Genomic DNA, 21,935 nt, shown 5'->3' with positions numbered 1-21,935 from the left:
CAGTGTGACGCCGTGGCGGGCAATGGTTTCCGCGAGGTAGCGCGGATCGCGGTGGCCATCGGGCGTGGCGAGTAGCAGGGTCGCGCCCGCGCGCAGCGGCAGGAAGTATCCCCACAGCGAAACGTCGAAGGTGGTCGCGGTCTTCTGCAGATAGACATCGCCGACGCGCGGCCGATATTCGGCGTGCATCCAGGCGAGTTGGTTGGCGATGGCGCGGTGCTCGACCGATACGCCCTTCGGTCGACCCGTCGAGCCGGAGGTGAAGATTATGTAGGCGGGGTGTTCGGGCCGCAGCACCGCAAGGCGCTCGCGATCGGCGATGTTCGCCGCCGAGTACTCCGAAAGGTCAAGTTCGTCGATACGGTGCAGGTGCACGCTGGGCGGCACGGTCGCGGGGAGGGTGAAGCCGGTACCGCGCGTGGTGAGTACCGAATGCGGCCGGGCGGTATCGAGAATGTGCCAGATGCGTTCGGCCGGATGTCCGGGATCCACCGGCACATAGGCGCCACCGGCGCGCAGCACCGCATACATCGCGACGACCAGCTCGATCGAGCGCGGCATCGCGAGCACCACCGCCGATTCCGGGCCGACGCCGGTGCTGATCAGCATGCGCGCGAGGCGATTGGCCCGCTCGGACAGTTCGGTGTAGGTGAGTTCGGCGGTATCGGACACCAGGGCAACGGCCTTCGGCGTGCGACGAACCTGGCTGTCGAACCCTTCGTGCAGAAATTGATCGGCGACCTTGTGCCCGCTGGCATTCCAGCTCGCGGTGACGTAATCGAGTTCACCCGCGTCGAGAAGTTCGATATCGCCGACCGTGACATCCGGATCGGCGGCCGCCGCGCGCAGCAGCCGGAGAAATTTGATACCGAACTCGCGCACGGTCGCGGCATCGAACAGGTCTGTGGCATAGGTGAATTCGGCGCGGTAGCCGGACTCGGTATCGGAAAGAGTCAGCTGCAGATCGAATTTGGCGAAGCCGGGATCGAAATCGACCAGCTCCGCATCCAGGCCTGGCATCGTCAATGCGATCGGCCCGATGTTCTGCATGAACAGCGCGACCTGGAACAGCGGATGCCTGCCCCGGGAACGCGCCGGGTTCACCACCTCGACCAGACGCTCGAAGGGAACATCGCTGTGCGCGAAGGCATTCAGATCGCGCTCGCGCGCATGGGCGACGAGGTCGGCGAAGCTCAGGTCGGCCCGTACTTCGGTACGCAGCACGAGCGTATTGACGAACATGCCGACGAGGTCGTCCAGGGCGCGATCGCCGCGCCCCGCGACCGGTGTGCCGATGGCGATATCGGCGGTGCCGGACAGGCGCGCGAGCAGGACGGCGAGCGCCGCATGGACCACCACGAAGGGCGTGGCTCGACTGCGGGCGGCAATCCGGTCGATCGCATGGCGTAGCTCCGCGTCGATCGCGAACTCGTGGGTCGCCCCGCGGTAGGACGCGACGGCGGGGCGGGGCCGATCAGTGGGCAGATCCAGCTGTGCGGGCAGGTCGGCCAATTCGGCGTCCCAGAATCCGAGTTGGCGCGCGGCCACCGATTCCGGATCGTGCTCGCTGCCGAGCACATCCTGCTGCCACAGCGCGTAGTCCGCGTACTGCACGGGCAGCGGCGCCCAGTCCGGTCGGCGCCCGGCACGACGGGCCGCATAGGCGGTGACGAGATCGCGCATCAGCGGCCCCATCGAGACTCCGTCGGCGGCGATGTGATGCACCACCAAGACCAATGTGTGGTCCTCGGGTCCGCTGCGCAGCAACCGCACCCGGACCGGAATCTCCTCGGTGACATCGAATCCCTGTACCGCGCTGGCCAATACCGCCGCGGCGAGTTCGACCTCGGGAATATAGCTCGGCGAAAGGTCGAACGTGGCGTGCACCGGTCGCACCACCTGAGCCGGACCATCGGCGGTCTGCGGATAGACGGTGCGCAGGATCTCGTGCCTGGCAACGAGGTCGGTGATCGCCGCGGACAGGGCGGTGACCTCGAGTGCACCGCGTAGCCGCAGTGCGACCGGAATATTGTCCACCGCTGCGGTATCGAAGACGTAGGCGGATTCGGTGTGCGTGCCGAACCGGTTGAGAAACCACATGCGCCGCTGCGCCGGGGACAGTGGAATGTGCTGCGGCCGCGCGGCTGCGATGAGCGCCGGTCGTGCGGCTCCGGTCCGTGCCAGCCCGGCCAGCGCCGCTACCGTCGGGCGGTCGAAAAAATCGCGGACATCGACGGTAATGCCGAGCGCGGCCCCGATTCGGGCAATGGCGCGGGTGGCGATGAGCGAGTTACCACCGAGCGCGAAGAAGTCGTCGTCCGCACCGACCCGATCCGTCTCCAGCAGCCGGCCGAAGATCTCGGCGACGGCCACCTCTGCCTCGGTCGATGGTTCCCGGTATGCGGCCGTTCCGAATACCGGATCCGGCAGTGCGCGCCGATCGAGCTTGCCATTGGCATTGACCGGCATTTCGTCGAGGACAACCACCAGCGATGGCACCATGTAGTCCGGTAGGTCCCGGCGCGTGGATTCCAGCACCGCGGCCGGATCGACGATGACGCCACCGTCGGCCACCACGTAACCGACCAGATGATCGCCGCCCGCATGCCGATGCAGCCGCACCGCGGCCTGCGCGACCTGTTCATTGCGCAGCAGCGCCGCCTCGACCTCGCCGAGTTCGATCCGCAGCCCGCGCAGTTTGACCTGGAAGTCGATGCGACCCAGATATTCCAGTTCGTCCGGGCCGCCGCCGCCATCGGTGCGCCAGCGGACCAGGTCGCCGGTGCGGTACATCCGGTCACCAGGCGCACCTTCCGGATTGGCCACGAACCGGTCGGCCGTCAGTCCCGGACGGGCCACATAGCCGCGGGCCAGCTGCACCCCCGCGAGATAGAGCTCACCGACGACCCCACTGGCCACCGGCCGCAGATTGTCGTCGAGCACCAGCAATTCGGTGTCGTCGGCAGGCGCACCGATGGGCACGGTCGCGCTGTCGGCGGCGGTGACCTCGTGCGCGGTGACATCGACGGCGGCCTCGGTGGGGCCGTACAGGTTGTGCAGTGTCGCGCCGCTGATATCGCGGAAGGCGGCCGCGGTGGCGGCCGGCAGCGCCTCGCCGGAGGCGAATACCAGGCGCAAGGTCCGTGCCGCACTTTCGATCTGCGGTTCGGCCACGAATACCGCGAGCATGGAAGGTACGAAATGCGCGACGGTGACGCCACGCTCGGCGATCGTGCGCGCCAGATATGCCGGATCGCGATGACCATCCGGCGCCGCGATCACCAGTCGCGCACCGACCTGCAACGGCCAGAGGAATTCCCATACCGAGACGTCGAAGGTGAACGGCGTCTTCTGCAGCACCACATCGTCGCCGCGTAGTCGATACAGACGCTGTCGCCACCGCAGGTTGGCCAGAATCGAACGGTGCGATACCGCAACACCTTTCGGGCGTCCGGTCGATCCTGAGGTGAAGATGACGTAGGCCGCATTGTCCGCCGACGGACGCGGGCGGTCATCGATCGACGCCGCTGCCTCGGCGGTGTCGAATTCGTCGATCCGCAGTACCGGGATACCCGGTCCGAGCTCGGGCTGGTCGTGGGCCGTGGTGAGTACCAGGACCGGTGCGGTGACCTCGAGCACGTAGCCGATGCGTTCGGCCGGATGTTCCGGATCGATCGGCACATACGCGCCGCCCGCCTTCAGGATCGCGTACATGCCGACCAGCAGGTCGAACGAGCGTCGGACGGCAAGCCCCACCAGGCTGTCCGGGCCGACACCCAGGTCGATCAAGCGCAGCGCGAGGGCGTTCACCCGGCCGTCGAACTCCGCGTAGGTGAGTGTTGCACCAGCGAATTCCAGAGCTACCGCGTCCGGTGTCCGGCGCACCTGCTCCTCGAATTCACTGACCAGGGTCTCGATCGGCGCGAATATCGACGGCAGCACGTGCGCCGCCGCCGTCAGGGCGTCATCGAGCAGTCGCTCCAGCACAGTGCCGAGTGCACCGTCCCCGGACTCCAGCAGGGCGGGCAGTTGGCTGGAGACCACGACCGATACCAGTGCGTCGGCACCGAGACCCCCACCCATCGCCTCGTCCAGCACCATGATCTCGGTGGCCAGCACACCGTAGGTGATGGTGGTCCCGTCGTGCCGCAGGGCGACCCGCTCCGGATCCAATTCGGCGACCTTGTCGATCAGGATGGGGAGATCGTCGAGTCCGTACGCCCGGCGCAGTGCCGAATGATCGTATGCGGCAATACAATTGCCGAGTTTGCTGGATGCGACCGATTCTGCCTTGGCCATCAGTTGATTCCTTCCGAATCGACTTCCGAATCCGAGTTGGAGAGCACGGCCCGCGCCTCGGTGCGCAGGGACCGCAGGACCGCGGCGAGACCACTGCCACCGAGAGCGGCCAGGAGGCCGGGCACCAGCCCGGCAAGGGCGACATTGATGAGCGCTTCCGGTTTCGCGGTCGCCCCCATGGCCTTGGCGACCGTCGCGAGCTTCGCGGCCAGCTCGCCGAAGGTCACCGCGCGCGTGTCATGAGTGAAAGCAACGGCGCCGGAATTGATTTCGGCGGCAGCGGAAATCAGCGCGGGCAGGTCGGCCGCAACCGCAGGACTTTCCGGCTGTTCGGCGGCATCGCGAATGTCGATGGCGCGGATCGCGATAGCCGGGTCTTCCACGATTACCTCGAATATGCGAAGCAGCCGCTCGGCGAACAGCCGGACCGTTGCGGCGTCGAAAATGTCGGTCGCGTAACCGAATCGCATATCCAATCCGGTCCGGTCACCGGCCGCATCGAACAACTCGATGCCGGTGAGCTGCAGGTCGTATTTGGCGTCCGCCAGCACGAGATCGAGCACCTCGACCTCGAGTCCGGGCAGCGCGATACGGCCGGACGGCATGTTCTGGAAGGCGAACATCACCTGGAAAATCGGGGTGTAGGCACTGGACCTGGTCCGGCCCACAGCATCGACCACCCGCTCGAACGGCACGTCGGCATGTGACAGCGCCGCGATATCGCGATCCCTGGCCTGCCGAAGCAGATCCGCGAAGCCGGTGCGCGCGTCGACCTCCGTCCGCAGTACGACGGTATTCACGAACATGCCGATCAGATCGTCGAGTGCACGCTCGCCACGCCCCGCGACCGGTGCGCCGATGGCAATATCCGTGGTGCCGGACAGTTTCGCGAGCAGGACCGCGAACGCACTGTGGATCAGGGTGAACAGCGTTGTGCCGTGCGCACGGGCAACCGTGTCCAACCGCGCGGTGAATACCGCGTCGATCTCGAAACCGATTGTGGCACCGCGCATATCCCGGCGCGCCGGGCGCGGTCTATCGGTCGGCAATGGAAGTACCTCGGGCAAGCCCGCCAATTCCGTTGTCCAATAGCCGAGTTGCCGGGACAGCAGGCTGTCCGGATCGCGGTCGGAGCCGAGCACCGCGCGTTGCCAGACGCTGTAATCGACGTACTGGATCGGCAGTGGCTCCCAGTCGGGCGCAGTGCCCGCGATCCGGCTGAGGTAAGCACGCATGAGATCCCGCGTCATCGGGGCGACGGAATAGCCGTCGGCGCTGATGTGGTGCAGCACCACGACGAGCACATGCTCATCGACATCGGTGCGGAACAATGCCGCGCGGACCGGTGGTGCCGAGGTGATATCGAAACCGGAGGCGACGAATTCGGCGATGCGCGCGTCGATATCGTTCTGTGCCGACAGGATCGGTGCCAGATCGACCTCGGCAGCGTCCAGTACTTGCTGCACCGGTTCGGGTTCGGCATCCGGATATCGGGTGCGCAGGGTTTCGTGGCGTCGGATCACGTCCAGGATCGCTGCGCCAAGGGCAGCGATATCCAGTGCGCCGGTCAGACGCAGCGCCGCGGGGATGTTGTAGGCCGAGGAGTTCGGGGCCAGCCGGTTGACCACCCACATCCGCTGCTGTGCCAGCGAAAGCGGGGCAGGTGCGCTGCCCGAACGTCGCGTCAGCGCGGGCCTGGCATCGGCATCCCCGAGTCCGGCCAGTCGCGCGGCGAGCAGCCCGACGGTCGGTGCGTCGAATACCGCGGCCACCGGGACCCGCACTCCGAGTGTCGAGCCCAGCTGCGCCGCAAGCCGGGTCGCCAGCAGCGAATTGCCCCCGAACGCGAAGAAGTCGGTATCCAGCCCGACCGTTTCCTCGGCTGCGATCACCTCGGCGAAGGTGGCCGCGACCAAGCGCTCCAGCTCACTGGTCGGTGCGCGGAAAGCAGCCGCGGTGAACACCGGGTCGGGCAGTGCGGCCCGATCGACTTTGCCATTGGCATTGAGCGGTAACGACTCCAGCACAACGATCGCGGCGGGCACCATGTAGGTGGGCAGCTCTGTCGCCACGGCCGCACGCAACGCACCGGCCAATTCAGCGGCAGCCGTCGAGTCCGGCATCGCAACATAGGCGATGAGCCGAGCTCCAGCGTGCGCCACCGCGACCGCGGCGCGCACGTCGGGCAGCCGCAGCAGCGCGGCCTCCACCTCGCCGAGCTCGATCCGGAAGCCGCCGATCTTGACCTGGAAGTCGGCGCGCTCCAGATATTCCAGCGTGCCCTCCGGACGCCAGCGGACGATATCGCCGGTCCGGTACATCGTCGTGCCGACGGCGCTCGCGAAGGGATCCGCGACGAAACGGTCGGCCGTCAGCGCGGGCCTGCGTTGATAGCCGCGCGCCAATTGCGCGCCGGCCAAATACAACTCGCCGGTCACACCCACCGGGACCGGCTGCAGCCGTGCATCGAGCACGTAGAGCCGACTATTCCAGGCGGGCGCGCCGATCGGCACGATATGGGCCGGGTCCGCATCGACTTCGAAGGCGGTGATCGACACGGCTGCCTCGGTCGGGCCGTACAGGTTGAACAGTCGCGTGCCGGCATGTCCGGCCCGACGGCGGAATTCGATCGCGGTGGCGGGCGGCAGCGCCTCACCGATGGCGAGCACCTGCCGCAGCGAATTCGGCAGCGGCGCATCCGATACCGCGAGCAGCATGCCGACGAGCGAAGGTACGGCGTGCAACACCGTCACCGCATGTCGTTCGATCAGGGCCAGCAGCCGATCCGGATCGCGTTCGGTACCGGGCTCGGTCACCACCAGGCGACCACCCGTCGTCAGGACCGACCAGAACTCCCACACCGACAAGTCGAACGTCGCCGGAGTCTTGAGCAACGCACTCCCGTGTGGCCCGAGTGCGAATCGGTCACGCAGCCAGGCCAATTGGTTGACGATCGCCGCGTGCGAAATGGTGACGCCCTTGGGCAGTCCGGTCGAACCGGATGTGAAGATCACATATGCCGGGTGCTCGGGCCGCAAGGGTCGCACCCGTTCGTCATCCGTAATCGGAGTCGCCGCGTAGTCAGCCAACTCGAGTCGATCCACTTCCACTGCGGGAAGGGATGTTTCGATGGGTGCACCATCGCGTGACGTGGTGAGCACACACACGGGCGCGGCCGTCTCGATGACGTATGCGATGCGGTCGACCGGATGATCCGGATCGATGGGCACATACGCACCACCGGCTCGCACCACCGCGTACATGGCGACAACCAACTCGACCGAGCGCCGCATGGCGAGCACTACGGTCGCCTCCGTGCCGACGCCGTCGGCAATCAACTTGCGCGCCAATCTGTTGACCGCAGCGTCGAATTCGGCGTAGGTAAGCACTGATTCGGAGCTCGCATCGATCAACGCCACACCCTCAGGTGTCCGCGCGACCTGAGCATCGATGAGATCCGCCAAGGTCGCCGAGGCCACCGGATGCGTGGTCCGATTCCATTCGCCGAGCAACCGCGCACGCTCTGCCGAACCCAGCAGATCCAACTCACCGACAGCCGTATCCGACTGGACAACAATCGATTCGAACACTCGCCGCAGCTGCTCACTGAACCGTTGCGCACTAGCGGGCTCGAACAAGTCCGTCGCGAACCCGAGCGCAAGATCGATGCCCTCAGGCACGCCGTCCGCACTGTAGTGATCGACAGCGAACAAGTGCAGATCGAATTGCGCGACCCCACTATCGAATTCGAGCTCTTGCACTTCGATCCCGGGTAGCCGTAGTTCACCGCGCTCGTGATTCTGGAACGAAAGCCCGACCTGGAACAGCGGATGCCGGGCCGTCGATCGCTCCGGATTCAGCACCTCCACCAGGCGCTCGAACGGCACATCCGCGTGCGAGAAGGCGGCAATATCGGCTGCCCTGACCCGCTCCAACAGTGCATCGAAGCTTTCGTCGCCATCGACCCGAGTACGCAGCACCAGCGTGTTCACGAACATGCCGATGACATCGTCGAGTTCCGCATCACCCCGGCCCGCGATCGGCGTACCGACCGCGATATCCGAACTGCCCGAGAGCCGAGCGAGCAGTGCGGAGAATGCCGCGTGTACAACCATGAACAGCGTTGCGCCGCTGCGTCGTCCGAGTGCGACGAGCGCGCTGTGCAACCGCGCGTCGATCGCGAACTCCACCTTCGCGCCGCGCAAACTCTGCCGCGCGGGCCGCGGATGATCGGTCGGCAGCGCCAGCTGATCCGGCAGTCCGTCCAGGGTCCGGGTCCAGTACGCGATCTGTTGTGCCGAGAGCGATTCGGGCTCGTCCTCGCTGCCGAGCAGTTGCCGCTGCCACAGTGCGTAATCCGCATACTGCATGGCGGGCGGTGTCCAGCCGGGTGCACTGTCATCCAGGCGTGCGCTGTAGGCATGCATCAGGTCACGGACGAATGGCGCGAGCGAGGATCCGTCCGCCGCAATGTGATGCAGCACCGCCGCCATTACGAACTCCGCGCGCCCCGCCATCCGGAACAGCCGCATCCGCACCGGGATATCGACGGTCACATCGAACGTGGTGGCGGCCAGCTCCCGAATTCGGCCCGGCAGTTCGGCTTCAGAGATATCAATCGGATACAGCGACGGGATCGCCTGCACGACCGGCACGATCAGCTGAGTCGCCGCACCGTCCACTTCTGGATACCGCGTCCGCAGCGATTCATGTCGGCCGATCAGATCCGCGACCGCGGCTCGTAGCGCCGCGATATCCAATGCGCCGGTGAGCCGCAGCGCCAACGGAATGTTGTACGCAATGGAGTGCAGGTCGAACCGGTTGAGGAACCACATCCGCTGCTGTGCGGGGGAGAGCGGAATCCGGTCCGGACGGGCGCCGGCCACCAGCGCGGGCCTGGTCGCAGCCGTATCGCTCGCGCTGACCGCTGCGGCGAGGTCGGCGACCCGCGGCGATTCGAACAATGCGCGGACTCCGACGGTGCGCCCGAGCGCGGCCCCGATGCGGGCCGCGGCCTTCGCGGCCAGCAGGGAGGAACCGCCGAGGGCGAAGAAGTCGTCATCCGCACCGATCAGACCGTCTATTCCGAGCACATCCGCGAAGGCCCCGGCGACAATCCCCTCGACGACAGTCCCGGGCTTGCGATAGGTCGTCGCCTCGAACTCCGGCGCGGGCAACGCCGCCCGATCCAGCTTCCCGTTGACGGTCAAAGGAATTCGATCCACCACCATGATCGCGGCGGGCACCATGTGCTCGGGCAACCGGCGCGCGAGCTGTTGTCGCAGCTCTGCCCGATCGACCGCGTCGAAGCCGACCACGTACGCGACAATGCGCGGCTCATCCACCAGATCGCTGCGCACGACCACCGCCACCTCGCGCACCGCTGTGCTCGCATCCAGCAGCGCCGCCTCGATCTCCCCCAGCTCGATGCGGAACCCACGCAGGTTCACCTGCTGGTCGGCCCGGCCCAGATACTCCAACTCGCCGTCGGCCGTCCACCGTGCGAGGTCACCGGACCGATAGGCCAGCGCACCTTCCCCCGCGTACGGATCGGCGACGAACCGGCTCGCGGTGAGCGCGGGCCGTCCGAGATAGCCACGCGCCAACTGACCACCGGAGACGTAGATCTCGCCGGGTACCCCGACCGGCACCGGCCGCAGCCGCGCATCGAGCACGCGCACGACCAATCCGGGTATGGCCCCACCGATCACGCTCGCCGAGCCGGTACCCGCCTCGATCGGCCGGTAGGACACATGCACGGTGGTCTCGGTGATGCCGTACATATTTACCAGTCGCGGCGACCGCTGATGCCGGGCGAACCAGCCGGCCAGCCGCTGCGGTTCCAATGCCTCGCCACCGAAAATCACATAGCGCAGTGCGAGTTCGGCAGGCTCCGCGGCAATCAGTTGATAGAAGGCCGACGGCGTCTGATTCAGCACTGTCACCCGTTCCGCGGCAAGCAGTTCCAGGAACTGCTGCGGTGATCGCGAGGTGTAGTAGTCGACCACCACGAGCGTGCCGCCGTGCAGCAGCGCACCCCAGAGCTCCCAGACCGAGAAGTCGAAGGCGTAGGAGTGGAACAGGGTCCAGACATCCGAAGGCCCGAACTCGAAGTGGCACCGGGTGTTATCGAGCAGGCGCAGCACATTGCGGTGTGGGATGGCCACACCCTTCGGATTCCCGGTGGATCCGGAGGTGTAGATGACGTAAGCCGTATGCGCCGGATTCAGCGACCTGCGTCGCTCCGCCTGGGAGATGGCGGTCGAACACTGATTCGCGGCCGCGATATCGATCACCGGCCCGCCGAACCAGCCGGGTGCCAATTCGGTTCCGGCGCTGGTTATCGCACAGATCGGACGCGCGTCATCGAGTACGTATTCGATCCGATCCGCCGGATAATTCGGATCGATCGGCAGATAACCGCCGCCCGCCTTGATCACCGCGACCAATGCGACGACCAGTTCCACCGACCGCGGCAGTGCCACCGCCACCAGCGCTTCCGGTCCGACCCCGGCCGCGATCAGCCGCCGGGCCAGCCGGTTCGACCAGGCGTCGAGTTCGGCATAGGTCAGCGATCGCATCCCGGCGCGGACGGCGACGGCTGTCGGATCGATCGCGGCGGCCTGGGCGAACCGGTCGGCCAGCGTGGCCGTTTCGGTGACATAAGTCCTTGTCGGAGTCGACCATTCATACAGTGCGCGATGCTGTTCCTCGGCGCTGAGCAATTGAATATCCCCGACCACGACCGTGGCGTCGGCGGCGATGGCGGCCAGCACTTGGGTGAACCGGCGACCGAGCACCGCGATCGTGTCCGCATCGAAAAGGTCGGTCGCATAGGTGATCTCGATATCCATGCCATCCGCACGGCCATCGGCGTCATCGGATTCGACCACCGTGAACTGCAAATCGAATTTGGCCGCCGCCGCGTCGAATTCGACCGGACGCACCACGAGATCGGCGAGTTCGAGCGGCGGCAGCGTGAAGTTCTGGAAAGTCAACGCCACCTGGAACAGCGGATTCCGATTCTGTACTCGTGTCGGCGCGATAACCTCGACGACCCGCTCGAACGGCAACTCCGCATGCGACAGCGCCTCGATATCCTGTGCGCGCACGGTATCGAGCACCGACTCGAAGCGCGCCCTGGTATCGACATGGGTGCGCAATACCAGGGTGTTGACGAACATCCCGACGAGCCCGTCCAGCGCGGCAGCACCGCGACCCGCGACCGGCGTGCCGATCGCGATGTCCTCACTCACCGACAAGCGGGACAACAAGACGGCCAGCGCCGCATGCACCGTGCTGAACAGTGTGGTTTCCCGCTTGCGGGCCAGTTCGCGCAGTTCACTGTGTAAATCGGAGTCGATACGGAGCCGGTGGGTGGCACCGCGATACGACGAGACGGCCGGTCGCGGCCGGTCCGCGGGGAGCTCCAGCTGTCCGGGCAGACCCGCCAGCGCGCGCCGCCAGTAGGCGAGCTGCCGGTGCGCCTGCGACTCTGGATCCGCATCGTCACCGAGTGTTTCGGCCTGCCAGAGCGTGTAGTCGGCGTACTGCACGGGCAGTGTCGCCCATGCGGGCGCGGTGCCATCTCGACGTGCGACATAGGCGGTCATGAGATCGTGCGCGAGCGGTCCGAGCGAGAATCCGTCGGCCGAAATATGGTGCAGCACAAGCGCTAGCACGTGTTCGTGGCCATCAGTGAACAGTCGGGCCCGCAGTGGCATGTCTGTGGTCAGATCGAACGTCGTCGCCGCGAATGCGGACAGGTGCGGCTCGAGTTCCGCTTCGGTGACCAGCTCCGGTCGCAACGACGGAACCGCCGCAGCGATGATCACCTGCTCCGCACCATCGGTTCCGTCGGGATAGACCGTGCGCAGTGTCTCGTGCCGAGCGACCACATCCGCCAGCGCTGCCGACAATGCCGCCACATCCAGATCGCCGGTGAGCCGCAGCGCCACCGGAATGTTGTCCACGGCATCCCCCGGACCGGCCGAATCGTCGGCGAGGAACCGATTGAGAAACCACATGCGCTGCTGAGCCGGTGAAAGCGGAATCCGCGCCGGGCGCGTGCGCGCGCTCAACGCGATATAGCCGCGTCCCTCATGCGCCTGCGTCGCGGCCGCCAATGCCGCGACCGTGGGCGCCTCGAACAGCACCCGCACCGGCAGCCGCATATCCAGCGCCGCCCCCAACCTGGCCACGACCTGGCTGGCGTTGAGTGAGTTTCCACCGAGTGCGAAGAAATCATCGTCGAGGCCGACCAGCTCGACATTCAGCACCTCGGCAAAGGTCCGCGCAACGATTTCCTGGGTCGCCGTCACGGGAGCCCGGAAAGCGGCAGCCTCGAATACGGGCGCCGGCAAGGCCTTCCGATCCAGCTTGCCGGAAGCATTGAGCGGAAATTCATCGAGCACGACGAACGCGGACGGCACCATATACGCGGGCAGTTGCCTGCTCAGAGCGGATTTCAGGGCATCGGTATCGACCCCGGCCACCGCGATGACATAAGCGACCAGTTGCTGCCCGTCCAGCAGCACCACCACCGCCTGCGCAATCGAATCCAAGCCGGTGATCGCGGTTTCGATATCACCGAGCTCGATCCGCAGACCACGCAGCTTGACCTGGAAATCGGTGCGCCCCGAATACTCGAGCGCCCCATCCGCACGCCAGGTCACGAGATCCCCGGTCCGATACATCCGCGCACCATCGCCGAACGGATTCGCGACAAACCGGTCACTCGTCAGATCCGGCCGCCCGATATATCCACGCGCCAATTGCGCACCGGCCAAATACAACTCGCCGGCAACCCCCACCGGCACCGGTCGCAACCGCGCATCGAGCACATAGACCTGGGTGTTGAATACCGGCCCGCCGATCGGCACGGTATCCACATCGGCATCGGTGACCTCGTGGCTGGTCACATCCACCGCCGCCTCGGTCGGGCCGTACAGATTGTGCACCGCCGCACCGGTCAGCTCACGCAACCGATGCGCAGGCTTCGGCGCCAACGACTCCCCCGACGCGAATACCATCCGCAGCGAATCACAGTCAGCCGCTGCCGGTTCCGCGACGAACACCACCAACATCGACGGCACGAAATGCGCGACGCTGACGCGCTCGCGACGAATAGCCCGCGCCAAATACGCCGGATCACGATGCCCATCCGGCCGCGCCACCACCAAACGCGCCCCGACCTGCAACGGCCAGAAGAACTCCCACACCGACACATCGAAGGTGGCGGGCGTCTTCTGCAGCACCACATCATCAGCGGTGAGCGCGTAGGTCTCCTGCATCCACACCAGACGATTGACGATCGCCGCGTGCGAAACCGCGACACCCTTCGGCCGCCCCGTCGAGCCGGAAGTGAAGATCACGTACGCGGCATTGCCCGGCACCAAGGAGCCGAGCCGATCGCCATCGGTGACCGGGGCGTCCGAATAGTCGCAGGTGTCGAACAGATCCACATCGAGCACCGCCCACGCGCACGAGTGCTCGTCGGTGTCGAGATCCAGCCCATCCTCCGAGCGGGTGAGCACGCACACCGGACGCGCCAGCCGCAGCGCCTGGGTGATCCGCTCGGCCGGATGCTCCGGATCCACCGGGACATACGCACCGCCCGCCGTGAGTACGGCGTACATGGCCACGACCAGATCCACCGATCGCCGCATGCCGATGGCCACCGTGGTATCCGGACGAACCCCGATCGACACCAGCAGCCGCGCGAGCCTGTTCACCCGACCGGCGAATTCCGCGTAAGCCAGCGACTCGCCCTCGAAGGTGACCGCGATGGCATCCGGAGTCCGCGCGACCTGCGCCTCGAACAGCGATACCAGCGTCGCGTCGGCATCCACCGGATACGCTGTCGCATTGCAGGTGTCGAGGATAAGTGCCCGCTCGTCATCGGCGAGCAGATCGATATCACCGATCCGCACGTGCGGATCGGCGACCGCATCGAGTACGCGCTGCAGCCGAGTCGCGAACGAAGCGATCGTCCGCGCATCGAACAGGTCGGTGGCGTACTCGAAGGTCGCTGCCATACCGGCCGCGCCGACAGACTCGGTCAGCGTCAATTGCAGATCGAATTTCGCTGTCCGCGTGTCGATATCGAGCATCGAGGCCGCGAGCTCGGCCAACTCCAGGCTGGTCTGCGCGGTGTTCTGGAAGTCGAGCATGACCTGGAACAGCGGATGCCTGGCCGCGGAGCGCTCCGGATTCAATACCTCGACCAGCCGCTCGAACGGCACATCGGCATGTGCGAGGGCACGCAGATCACCGTCGCGGGCCGCCGCGATCAAGTCGGCAAAAGTCAGTTCGGGCCGCACATCGGTCCGCAGCACCAGGGTGTTGACGAACATCCCGACGAGCCCGTCCAGCTCGGCAGTACCGCGACCGGCGACGGGCGTCCCGATCGCAATATCCTGCTGCCCAGCGAGTTTCGCCAGCAACGTGGCGAATGCCGCGTGCAGCACCATGAACAGGGAGGCGTTCGCGCCCTCCGCCACATCACACAGCCGACGATGGGTCGCGGCATCGATGGTGAAGGCATGACGCGCACCACGGCCCGACGCGACCGCCGGACGCGGCCGATCCCCCGGCAGTGCCAGCACATCCGGCAGATCGGCCAATTCGGTCGACCAATAGCGGATCTGCGCGGCGATCAGCGATTCCGGATCATCCTCCGCACCGAGCGCTTCCCGCTGCCACAGCGTGTAGTCGGCGTACTGCACCGGCAGCGGCACCCAGTTCGGCTCCGCGCCCACGCAACGTGCGGCGTAAGCGACCATCAGATCCCGGGTAAGCGGCGCGATGGACCAACCGTCCGCACTGATGTGATGAATCGAAACTACAAGTACATGCTCGGTCCCAGTGCACAGCAATGTGAGTCGAACCGGTGCCTCCCGGTCCACCGCGAAAGGCATGGCCGCCAGCGCTCGAACCCGATCAGCCAACTCCGTAGCATCGACCGGCTCCGGCACCAGCGATACCGCATCCAGCGGCAGCACTTCCTGCTGCGGCACACCGTCGACCGCCGGATATCTGGTGCGCAGCGCCTCATGCCTGCTGATGACATCGGCGACCGCGTCCGTCAGCGCGCCGAGCTCGAGCGCGCCGACCAGTCGCACTGCGGCCGTCAGATTATTCGCGACGGAGGCGGCATCGAACTGATTGAGGAACCACATCCGCTGCTGCGCATAGGAAAGCGGCACCACATCGGGCCGAGCTTGCGCGACCAACGCCCGTCGCGCCGTCCCGGAACCGGGCAGATGCGCGGCCAATGCGGCCACCGTCGAATGCTCGAACAACAGCCGCACCGGAATATCAGCGTCGACGACCGCGCCGATTCGCGCGGCAATCTGCGTGGCCACCAGAGAGTTTCCGCCGAGTGCGAAGAAGTCGTCGTCCAGCCCGACCCGATCGAGACCGAGCACCGCCGCGAACACCTCGGCAACCGCATGCTCGGCAGACGTGACCGGTGCACGAAACGTCTTCGCGGTCAGCACCGGATCGGGCAATGCCTTGCGATCCAGCTTGCCCGAGCTGGTCAGCGGCATTTCCGCCAATCCGGCATAGGCCGTCGGCACCATGTACGAAGGCAGTACGGCGCGCAACCGCTGCCCCAGCACCTCGGCCAGCTTGGCCTCCGGCATGTCGGCGACGACATAGGCGACCAGCAGCTCACCCGCCGCGTGCGCGAACACCCGGACAGCCGCGGCACGCACATCGTCGGCAGCGACCAGTGCCGCCTCGATCTCACCGAGCTCGATTCGCTGCCCCCGCAGCTTGACCTGAAAGTCGCTGCGCCCCAGGTACTCCAGATCACCGGACCGATTGCGCCGCACCAGGTCTCCGGTCCGATACATCCGGGCTCCGGCCGGTCCGTACGGATTGGCCACGAACCGCTCGGCCGTCAATTCCGTCCGCCCGTGGTAACCACGCGCCGTCTGAACGCCGGAAAGATACAGCTCACCAACGACCAGGTCCGGTACCGGCCGCAACCGAGCGTCGAGCACCAGCAACTGACTCGAACGCACCGGCCGACCGATCGGCACCGCCCCCGGCACCATCGGATCGACAGGCGCATAGGTGGCGTGCACCGTGAATTCCGTTGGGCCGTACAGATTGTGCAGCTCGGCTCGGCACACGGCAGCGAAGCGGGCCGCAGCCTCACCGGTCATCGCTTCACCCGCCACGAAAACCATACGCAGCGAGGCGATCTCGGCAATGCCGGTGGCATCGGCGAACACCGTCAGCATCGACGGCACGAACGAGGTCATCGTCACCCGGTGCGCCGCAATGGTCGCGGCCAGATAGGCGCTGTCCCGATGCCCGTCATGCTCGGCGACCACCATGCGCGCACCCCGCGCCAATGGCGCGAGCAGCTCCCACACCGACACGTCGAAGGTCGCCGGAGTCTTGAACAGAACCACATCGTCGGCCCCGATGCCGTATTCGTCGGCAATCCAGTCGATCTGATTCACCACCGAGAGATGCTGTACCGCGACACCTTTCGGCACGCCAGTAGATCCGGAGGTGAAGATGACATACGCCGTATTGGTCGCCCGCAACGGACTCAGCCGATCCGAATCCCACACCGGCGCATCCGAATAACCGGAGCAGTCCAGTGCATCGACCACCAGGACCGAGGGGCTGGCCGACCACCCGTCACCCGTCCGAGTCAGCACACACACCGGCCGAGCCGAAGCAACAACCTGCGCACGCCGCGCCGCCGGTTGATCCGGATCCACCGGCACATACCCGCCACCCGCGGTCAATACGGCATAGGCCGCGACAACGAACTCGACCGACCGCCGCATTCCCAGCACGACCAGCGTCTCGGGCCCGACACCGGCGGCGATCAGCCGACGAGCAAGCCGATTCACCCGCCCCGAGAACTCCGCATACGTCAGCGCACCGTGCTCATCGACCAGTGCGACAGCATCGGGCGTCCGCCGCACCTGCGTCTCGAATGCGGCAGGCAGCGTCGCTACACGGCTCGACGACTCCGCGATTCCGCACTCGATCGCACGCTGGCGACCCGCCACATCCAGCAGCGGCAGATCGCCCACCGCCAGTTCGGCATCGACCACGATCGCGCGCAGCAACCGAACCAACCATTCCGCATAGTCCGCGATGGTGGATTCGTCGAATAGATCTGTGGCGTACGTGAAGTCCGCACAGACCCCCGCCGGTGCCGAACCTTCCCTGAGTCCGGCACCGGCGAAGCCTTCGGTGACCGTGAGCTGGAGATCGAACTTGGTCACTCCGGTGTCCAGGGTACTGGTGCAGACCGACAAATCGGGGAGTTCGAAGGCGATGTCCGCAGCATTGTCGAAAGCGAGCAATACCTGGAACAGTGGATGTCGTGCCTGCGAGCGCGGCGGGTTGATGGCATCGACCAGCTGCTCGAATGGCAATTCGGCATGGCCGAAGGCGGCGAGATCGGTCTCGCGCACCCGTGCCAGCAGCGACGAGAAGGGGGCGGCGGCATCGATCACGGTCCGCAACACCAGCGTGTTGACGAACATGCCGACGAGATCGTCCAGCGCCCGTTCACCACGGCCGGCCACCGGCGTGCCGATCACGATGTCGTCGCTACCCGACAGCCGCGACAGCAGCACGGCGAGTGCGGCATGCAACACCATGAAGTTCGAAACACCCTGGGCACGCGCAAGTTTCACGACCTCGGCGTGCACGTCGCCCGGAATTTCGAAACCGAGCACCGCACCCCGGCCGGATGCGACCGGGGGCCGGGACCGATCGGCGGGCAGCTCGATCAGATCGGGTGCACCGGCAAGCGTGGCCGTCCAGAACTCCAGCTGCCGGGCCGACGCGGCATCGGGATCCTCGGCTGAGCCGAGCAATTCATGCTGCCAGAGGCTGTAATCCGCGTACTGCACCGACAGCGGCAGCCAATCCGGCACGTCACACGCATGCCGAGATCCATACGCGGACATCACATCTCGTGCTAACACCCGCAACGACACGCCATCGGCGGCAATATGGTGCAGCACCAGCGCCAGCGCACAGCTCTCGTCATCGACCAGGAAAATCCGCGCCCGAATGGGTATTTCACGCTCCAGGTCGAATCCGAGCGCCGCGAACCGAGTCAGCTCGTCGTCCAGTTCGTCCGCACCGATCGATTCCGGCTCGCCCACGACGACAACCTCGTCGGCGGACAACACGACCTGCTGGGCCGCCACTGGAGCCGATACCGCGGGAAAGATCGTGCGCAGCACCTCATGCCGATCGACCAGATCGGCCAAGGCCAGCCGCAGCGCGGAAATATCTACCGCACCGCGCAACCGCACCACGAACGGCATGTTGTATCCGGCGCTGGAAGTCTCGAACCGGTTGAGGAACCAGATCCGCTGCTGCGCCGGAGATAGCGGAACCAGTGGCGGCCGGTGCCGCGCCCGCAGCTGCGCGAGCACCGGCACGCCACTGGATCCACCCGCCCGCTCGATGAGTTCGGCGAGTGCGGACACCGTGGTAGCGGTGAACAATTCGCGAACCCCGAGCCGACAGCCCAGTTCGGCGCCCAACCGCGCCGCGACCTGGGTGGCCACCAAACTATTGCCGCCGAGCGCGAAGAAATCGTCGTCGCGCCCGACCCGATCATGTCCGAGCACCGCACCGAACACCCGCGCGACCGTGGCCTGCACCGGCGTCGCGACCTCGGCGTAGTCGGTCGCGATCCGCTCGGGTGCGGGCAACGCGGCACGATCCAATTTGCCGGAGGCATTCACCGGCAGCGCATCCAACATCACGAATGCGGCGGGAACCATATACGCGGGCAGCGCGCGCAGCGCCGCAGTACGCAGTTCGGCGGGAGACACCGCGCCGCTCTCGGCTTCGACCACATAGGCGACCAACTGCTCGCCCACCCCGGCGTCATCGCGCACCACGACCACCGCGCGCACCACCGAATCGACGACACCGAGGACGGCCTCGATCTCACCGAGCTCGATCCGCAGCCCACGCAACTTCACCTGGAAATCGGTGCGGCCCAGGTACTCCAGCTCACCGTGGGTGGTCCAGCGCACCAGATCACCGGTGCGATACATCCGGGTGGCCGACCCGAACGGGTCCGCGACGAACCGATCGGCGGTGAGACCGGGGCGGCCGACATAACCACGGGCGAGCTGTACCCCCGACAGATACAGCTCGCCCGCAGCCCCGACCGGTACCGGCCGCAGCCGCGAATCGAGCACGTAGAGCCGGGTGTTGAAGACCGGCGCGCCGATCGGCACCGAGAGGGTATCGGTATCGGTCACTTCATGAAAGGTGACGTCCACCGCCGCCTCCGTGGGACCGTACAGGTTGTGCAGCCGCGCACCGGTCAGCGCCCGCAGCCGCTGCGCCAGCGCCGCGGGCAGCGCCTCGCCGGACGCGAAGACCATACGCAGCGCAGTGCGACCGGCGAATTCTGACTGTGCCAGAAAGACTTCCAGCATCGGTGGCACGAAATGTGCTGTTGTCACGCCATATTCGTCGATCACGGCCCGCAGGTAGGCCGGATCGCGATGACCGTCGTGCTCGGCGAGCACCAGCCGCGCGCCGATCTGCAACGGCCAGAAGAACTCCCACACCGACACATCGAAGGTGGCGGGCGTCTTCTGCAGTACGACATCATCCGCCGACAGCCGATACTGCTGCTGCATCCACACCAGCCGATTCACGATCGCCTCGTGCGTGACGGCCACCCCCTTCGGCAGCCCGGTCGACCCCGAAGTGAAGATCACGTACGCGGGCTGCCCCGGCCGCAGCGCGGCGGTGCGTTCCCGATCCCAGACCGGACCATCCGGATATTCCGCGAGATCCCGCTCATCGAGACGGATCACGGTCACTCCGGAAAACTCCGTGGCTTCAGTTGTCAGTACACATGCCGGTCGCGCGGTGGCCAGAATGTGCGCCGTGCGCTCGGCCGGATGATCCGGATCCAGCGGCACATACGCCGCCCCCGCAGCGAGCACGGCGTACATGGCGATTACCAGCTCCGGTGACCGACGGATGTCAAGTGCGATCAGCGTCTCCGGCCCGACGCCGAGTCCGATCAAATGCCGCGCCAGCCGATTGCTGCGCGCCGCGAGCTCCCGATAGGTCAGGTCCGGCACACCCGTGAACCGCACCGCAACCGCATTCGGCGTCCGCGCGACCTGCGCCTCGAACAGCGAAACCAGCGTCGGCGCACCGGCGACCGCCGCGGGCACATCGAATCCGGTCGCATTCCAGATCCGGGTGCTGACCTCGAGTTCCAGTTCGGTCGCCACCGCTACCGCCGCCATCGGCGTATCGACCTCGATGGCCACCAACCGCTCCAGATATCGCACGAACCGCGTCTGATGGCGCGCAATGTCGTCGGCGGTATAGAGATTCGGATTCGCCTCGAAATCGACGTGCACGCTGTCGCGCTCGCCGTAATAGACATTGAGGCTCAGGTCCTCTACCGGCCCGGTGGACAACAAGTGGTAGCGGCCGACCGTTTCGCCCAGCGTCAGCTCGCTGCCGAAAAGCATGATGTTGGCCAGCGGTCCGAACAGCGCACGGCGCGCCGGATGCCCGTCGTGCTCGGCATCGCGGCGGATGTCCTCGTGCCGATACCGCTGGTGCCGCAGCGCACCCGCCACCTCGACGCGCGCCGCCCGCAGCAGATCCCCCCAGGTGCCGTCGACCGCGAGCCGCAGCGGCACGATATTCGACAGCATTCCGGCCGACCGCCGCATGAGCGCGGTGGTGCGTGCCGTCACCGGCAGACTCAGCACCGCCTCGTCCCGATCGGTGAGCCGCCCGAGATATCCGGCGAAGGCAGCGAGCAGTACCACCGCGAGTGTCGAATCCTGGTTCGCCGCAAGCGTATTCATCCGATCGATGAGCGCATCCGGCAATACCCGCCCCACCACCAGATTGGTCGCCGCGCGCGGTGCGGTCCGCCCGTCCAGACTGGCCGCGCCGTCGAGCCCCGCGATCCGCTCGGCCCAATGCGCCCGGTCGGTCTCGAAACGCGAACTCTCCCGGTAGGCGAACTCACCGTCGACCAATTCGGTCATCGCCCCCGGCTGGACCGCCTGCGGCTCGGTGCCGAGCACCCTGGCGGTATACAACTGCGCCACCCGCTGCGTATTGGTCAGCGCGCCGAACCCGTCGAGCACGATGTGATGCGCCCGCAGATACCAGAAGCACCGCTGGTCCGCGACCCGCAGCACGGCACCGGCGAACAGCCGATCGGTCAGCATGTCGACCGGCGCGCTCGCATCCGCCCGCATCCATTCGTGCGCCGCGGCCACCGGATCGGCGTACTCGCGCAGGTCGATTGCCTGGATATCGACCGAATTCGCCGGATCTACGCACTGATTCGGCACACCGCCGGATTCGCCGAGGCGCACCAGCACCGATTCGTATTCCCGCGCCGCAATGACCGAAACCTCCTGCAGGATCGCGGGATCCAGCACGCCGGGCACGTCGACGTATTGGGCCACATTGATCGGCACGTCGGGATCGAGCAACTGCGCGTACCAGACCCCCAGCTGCGCCGGTGCGAGCGGAAACGGCTGGTTGTCCGGAGCGTCCGGTAAGCAGTCACTCGCCAGGCGCGCGGCCCCGTCCGGTCGCGCCCCACCCAACTCCGTACCGTGCAC

2 protein-coding genes (1 of these 2 running past the window's edge) are annotated in these 21,935 nt (G+C 66.4%); both read right to left on the bottom strand.

Annotated features, from left to right (window positions below):
- On the bottom strand, window positions 1-4,299 hold the 5' end (the start) of the coding sequence (locus tag ACZ60G_RS18885) for a non-ribosomal peptide synthase/polyketide synthase (RefSeq protein ID WP_465811342.1). 20,853 nt of this gene lie to the left of the window's left edge; the window shows 4,299 of its 25,152 coding nt (coding positions 1-4,299); it begins with the start codon at window positions 4,297-4,299; its stop codon lies off the left edge, out of view.
- A complete protein-coding gene (locus ACZ60G_RS18880; RefSeq protein WP_465811341.1) occupies window positions 4,299-21,935 on the bottom strand; it encodes a non-ribosomal peptide synthase/polyketide synthase in 17,637 nt (5,878 codons plus the stop codon). Before ACZ60G_RS18880 ends, ACZ60G_RS18885 begins: the two co-directional genes overlap by 1 nt.

The organism is Nocardia sp. NPDC102475, assembly GCF_055584605.1.
This window is presented reverse-complemented; position numbering and strand designations above follow the sequence as displayed.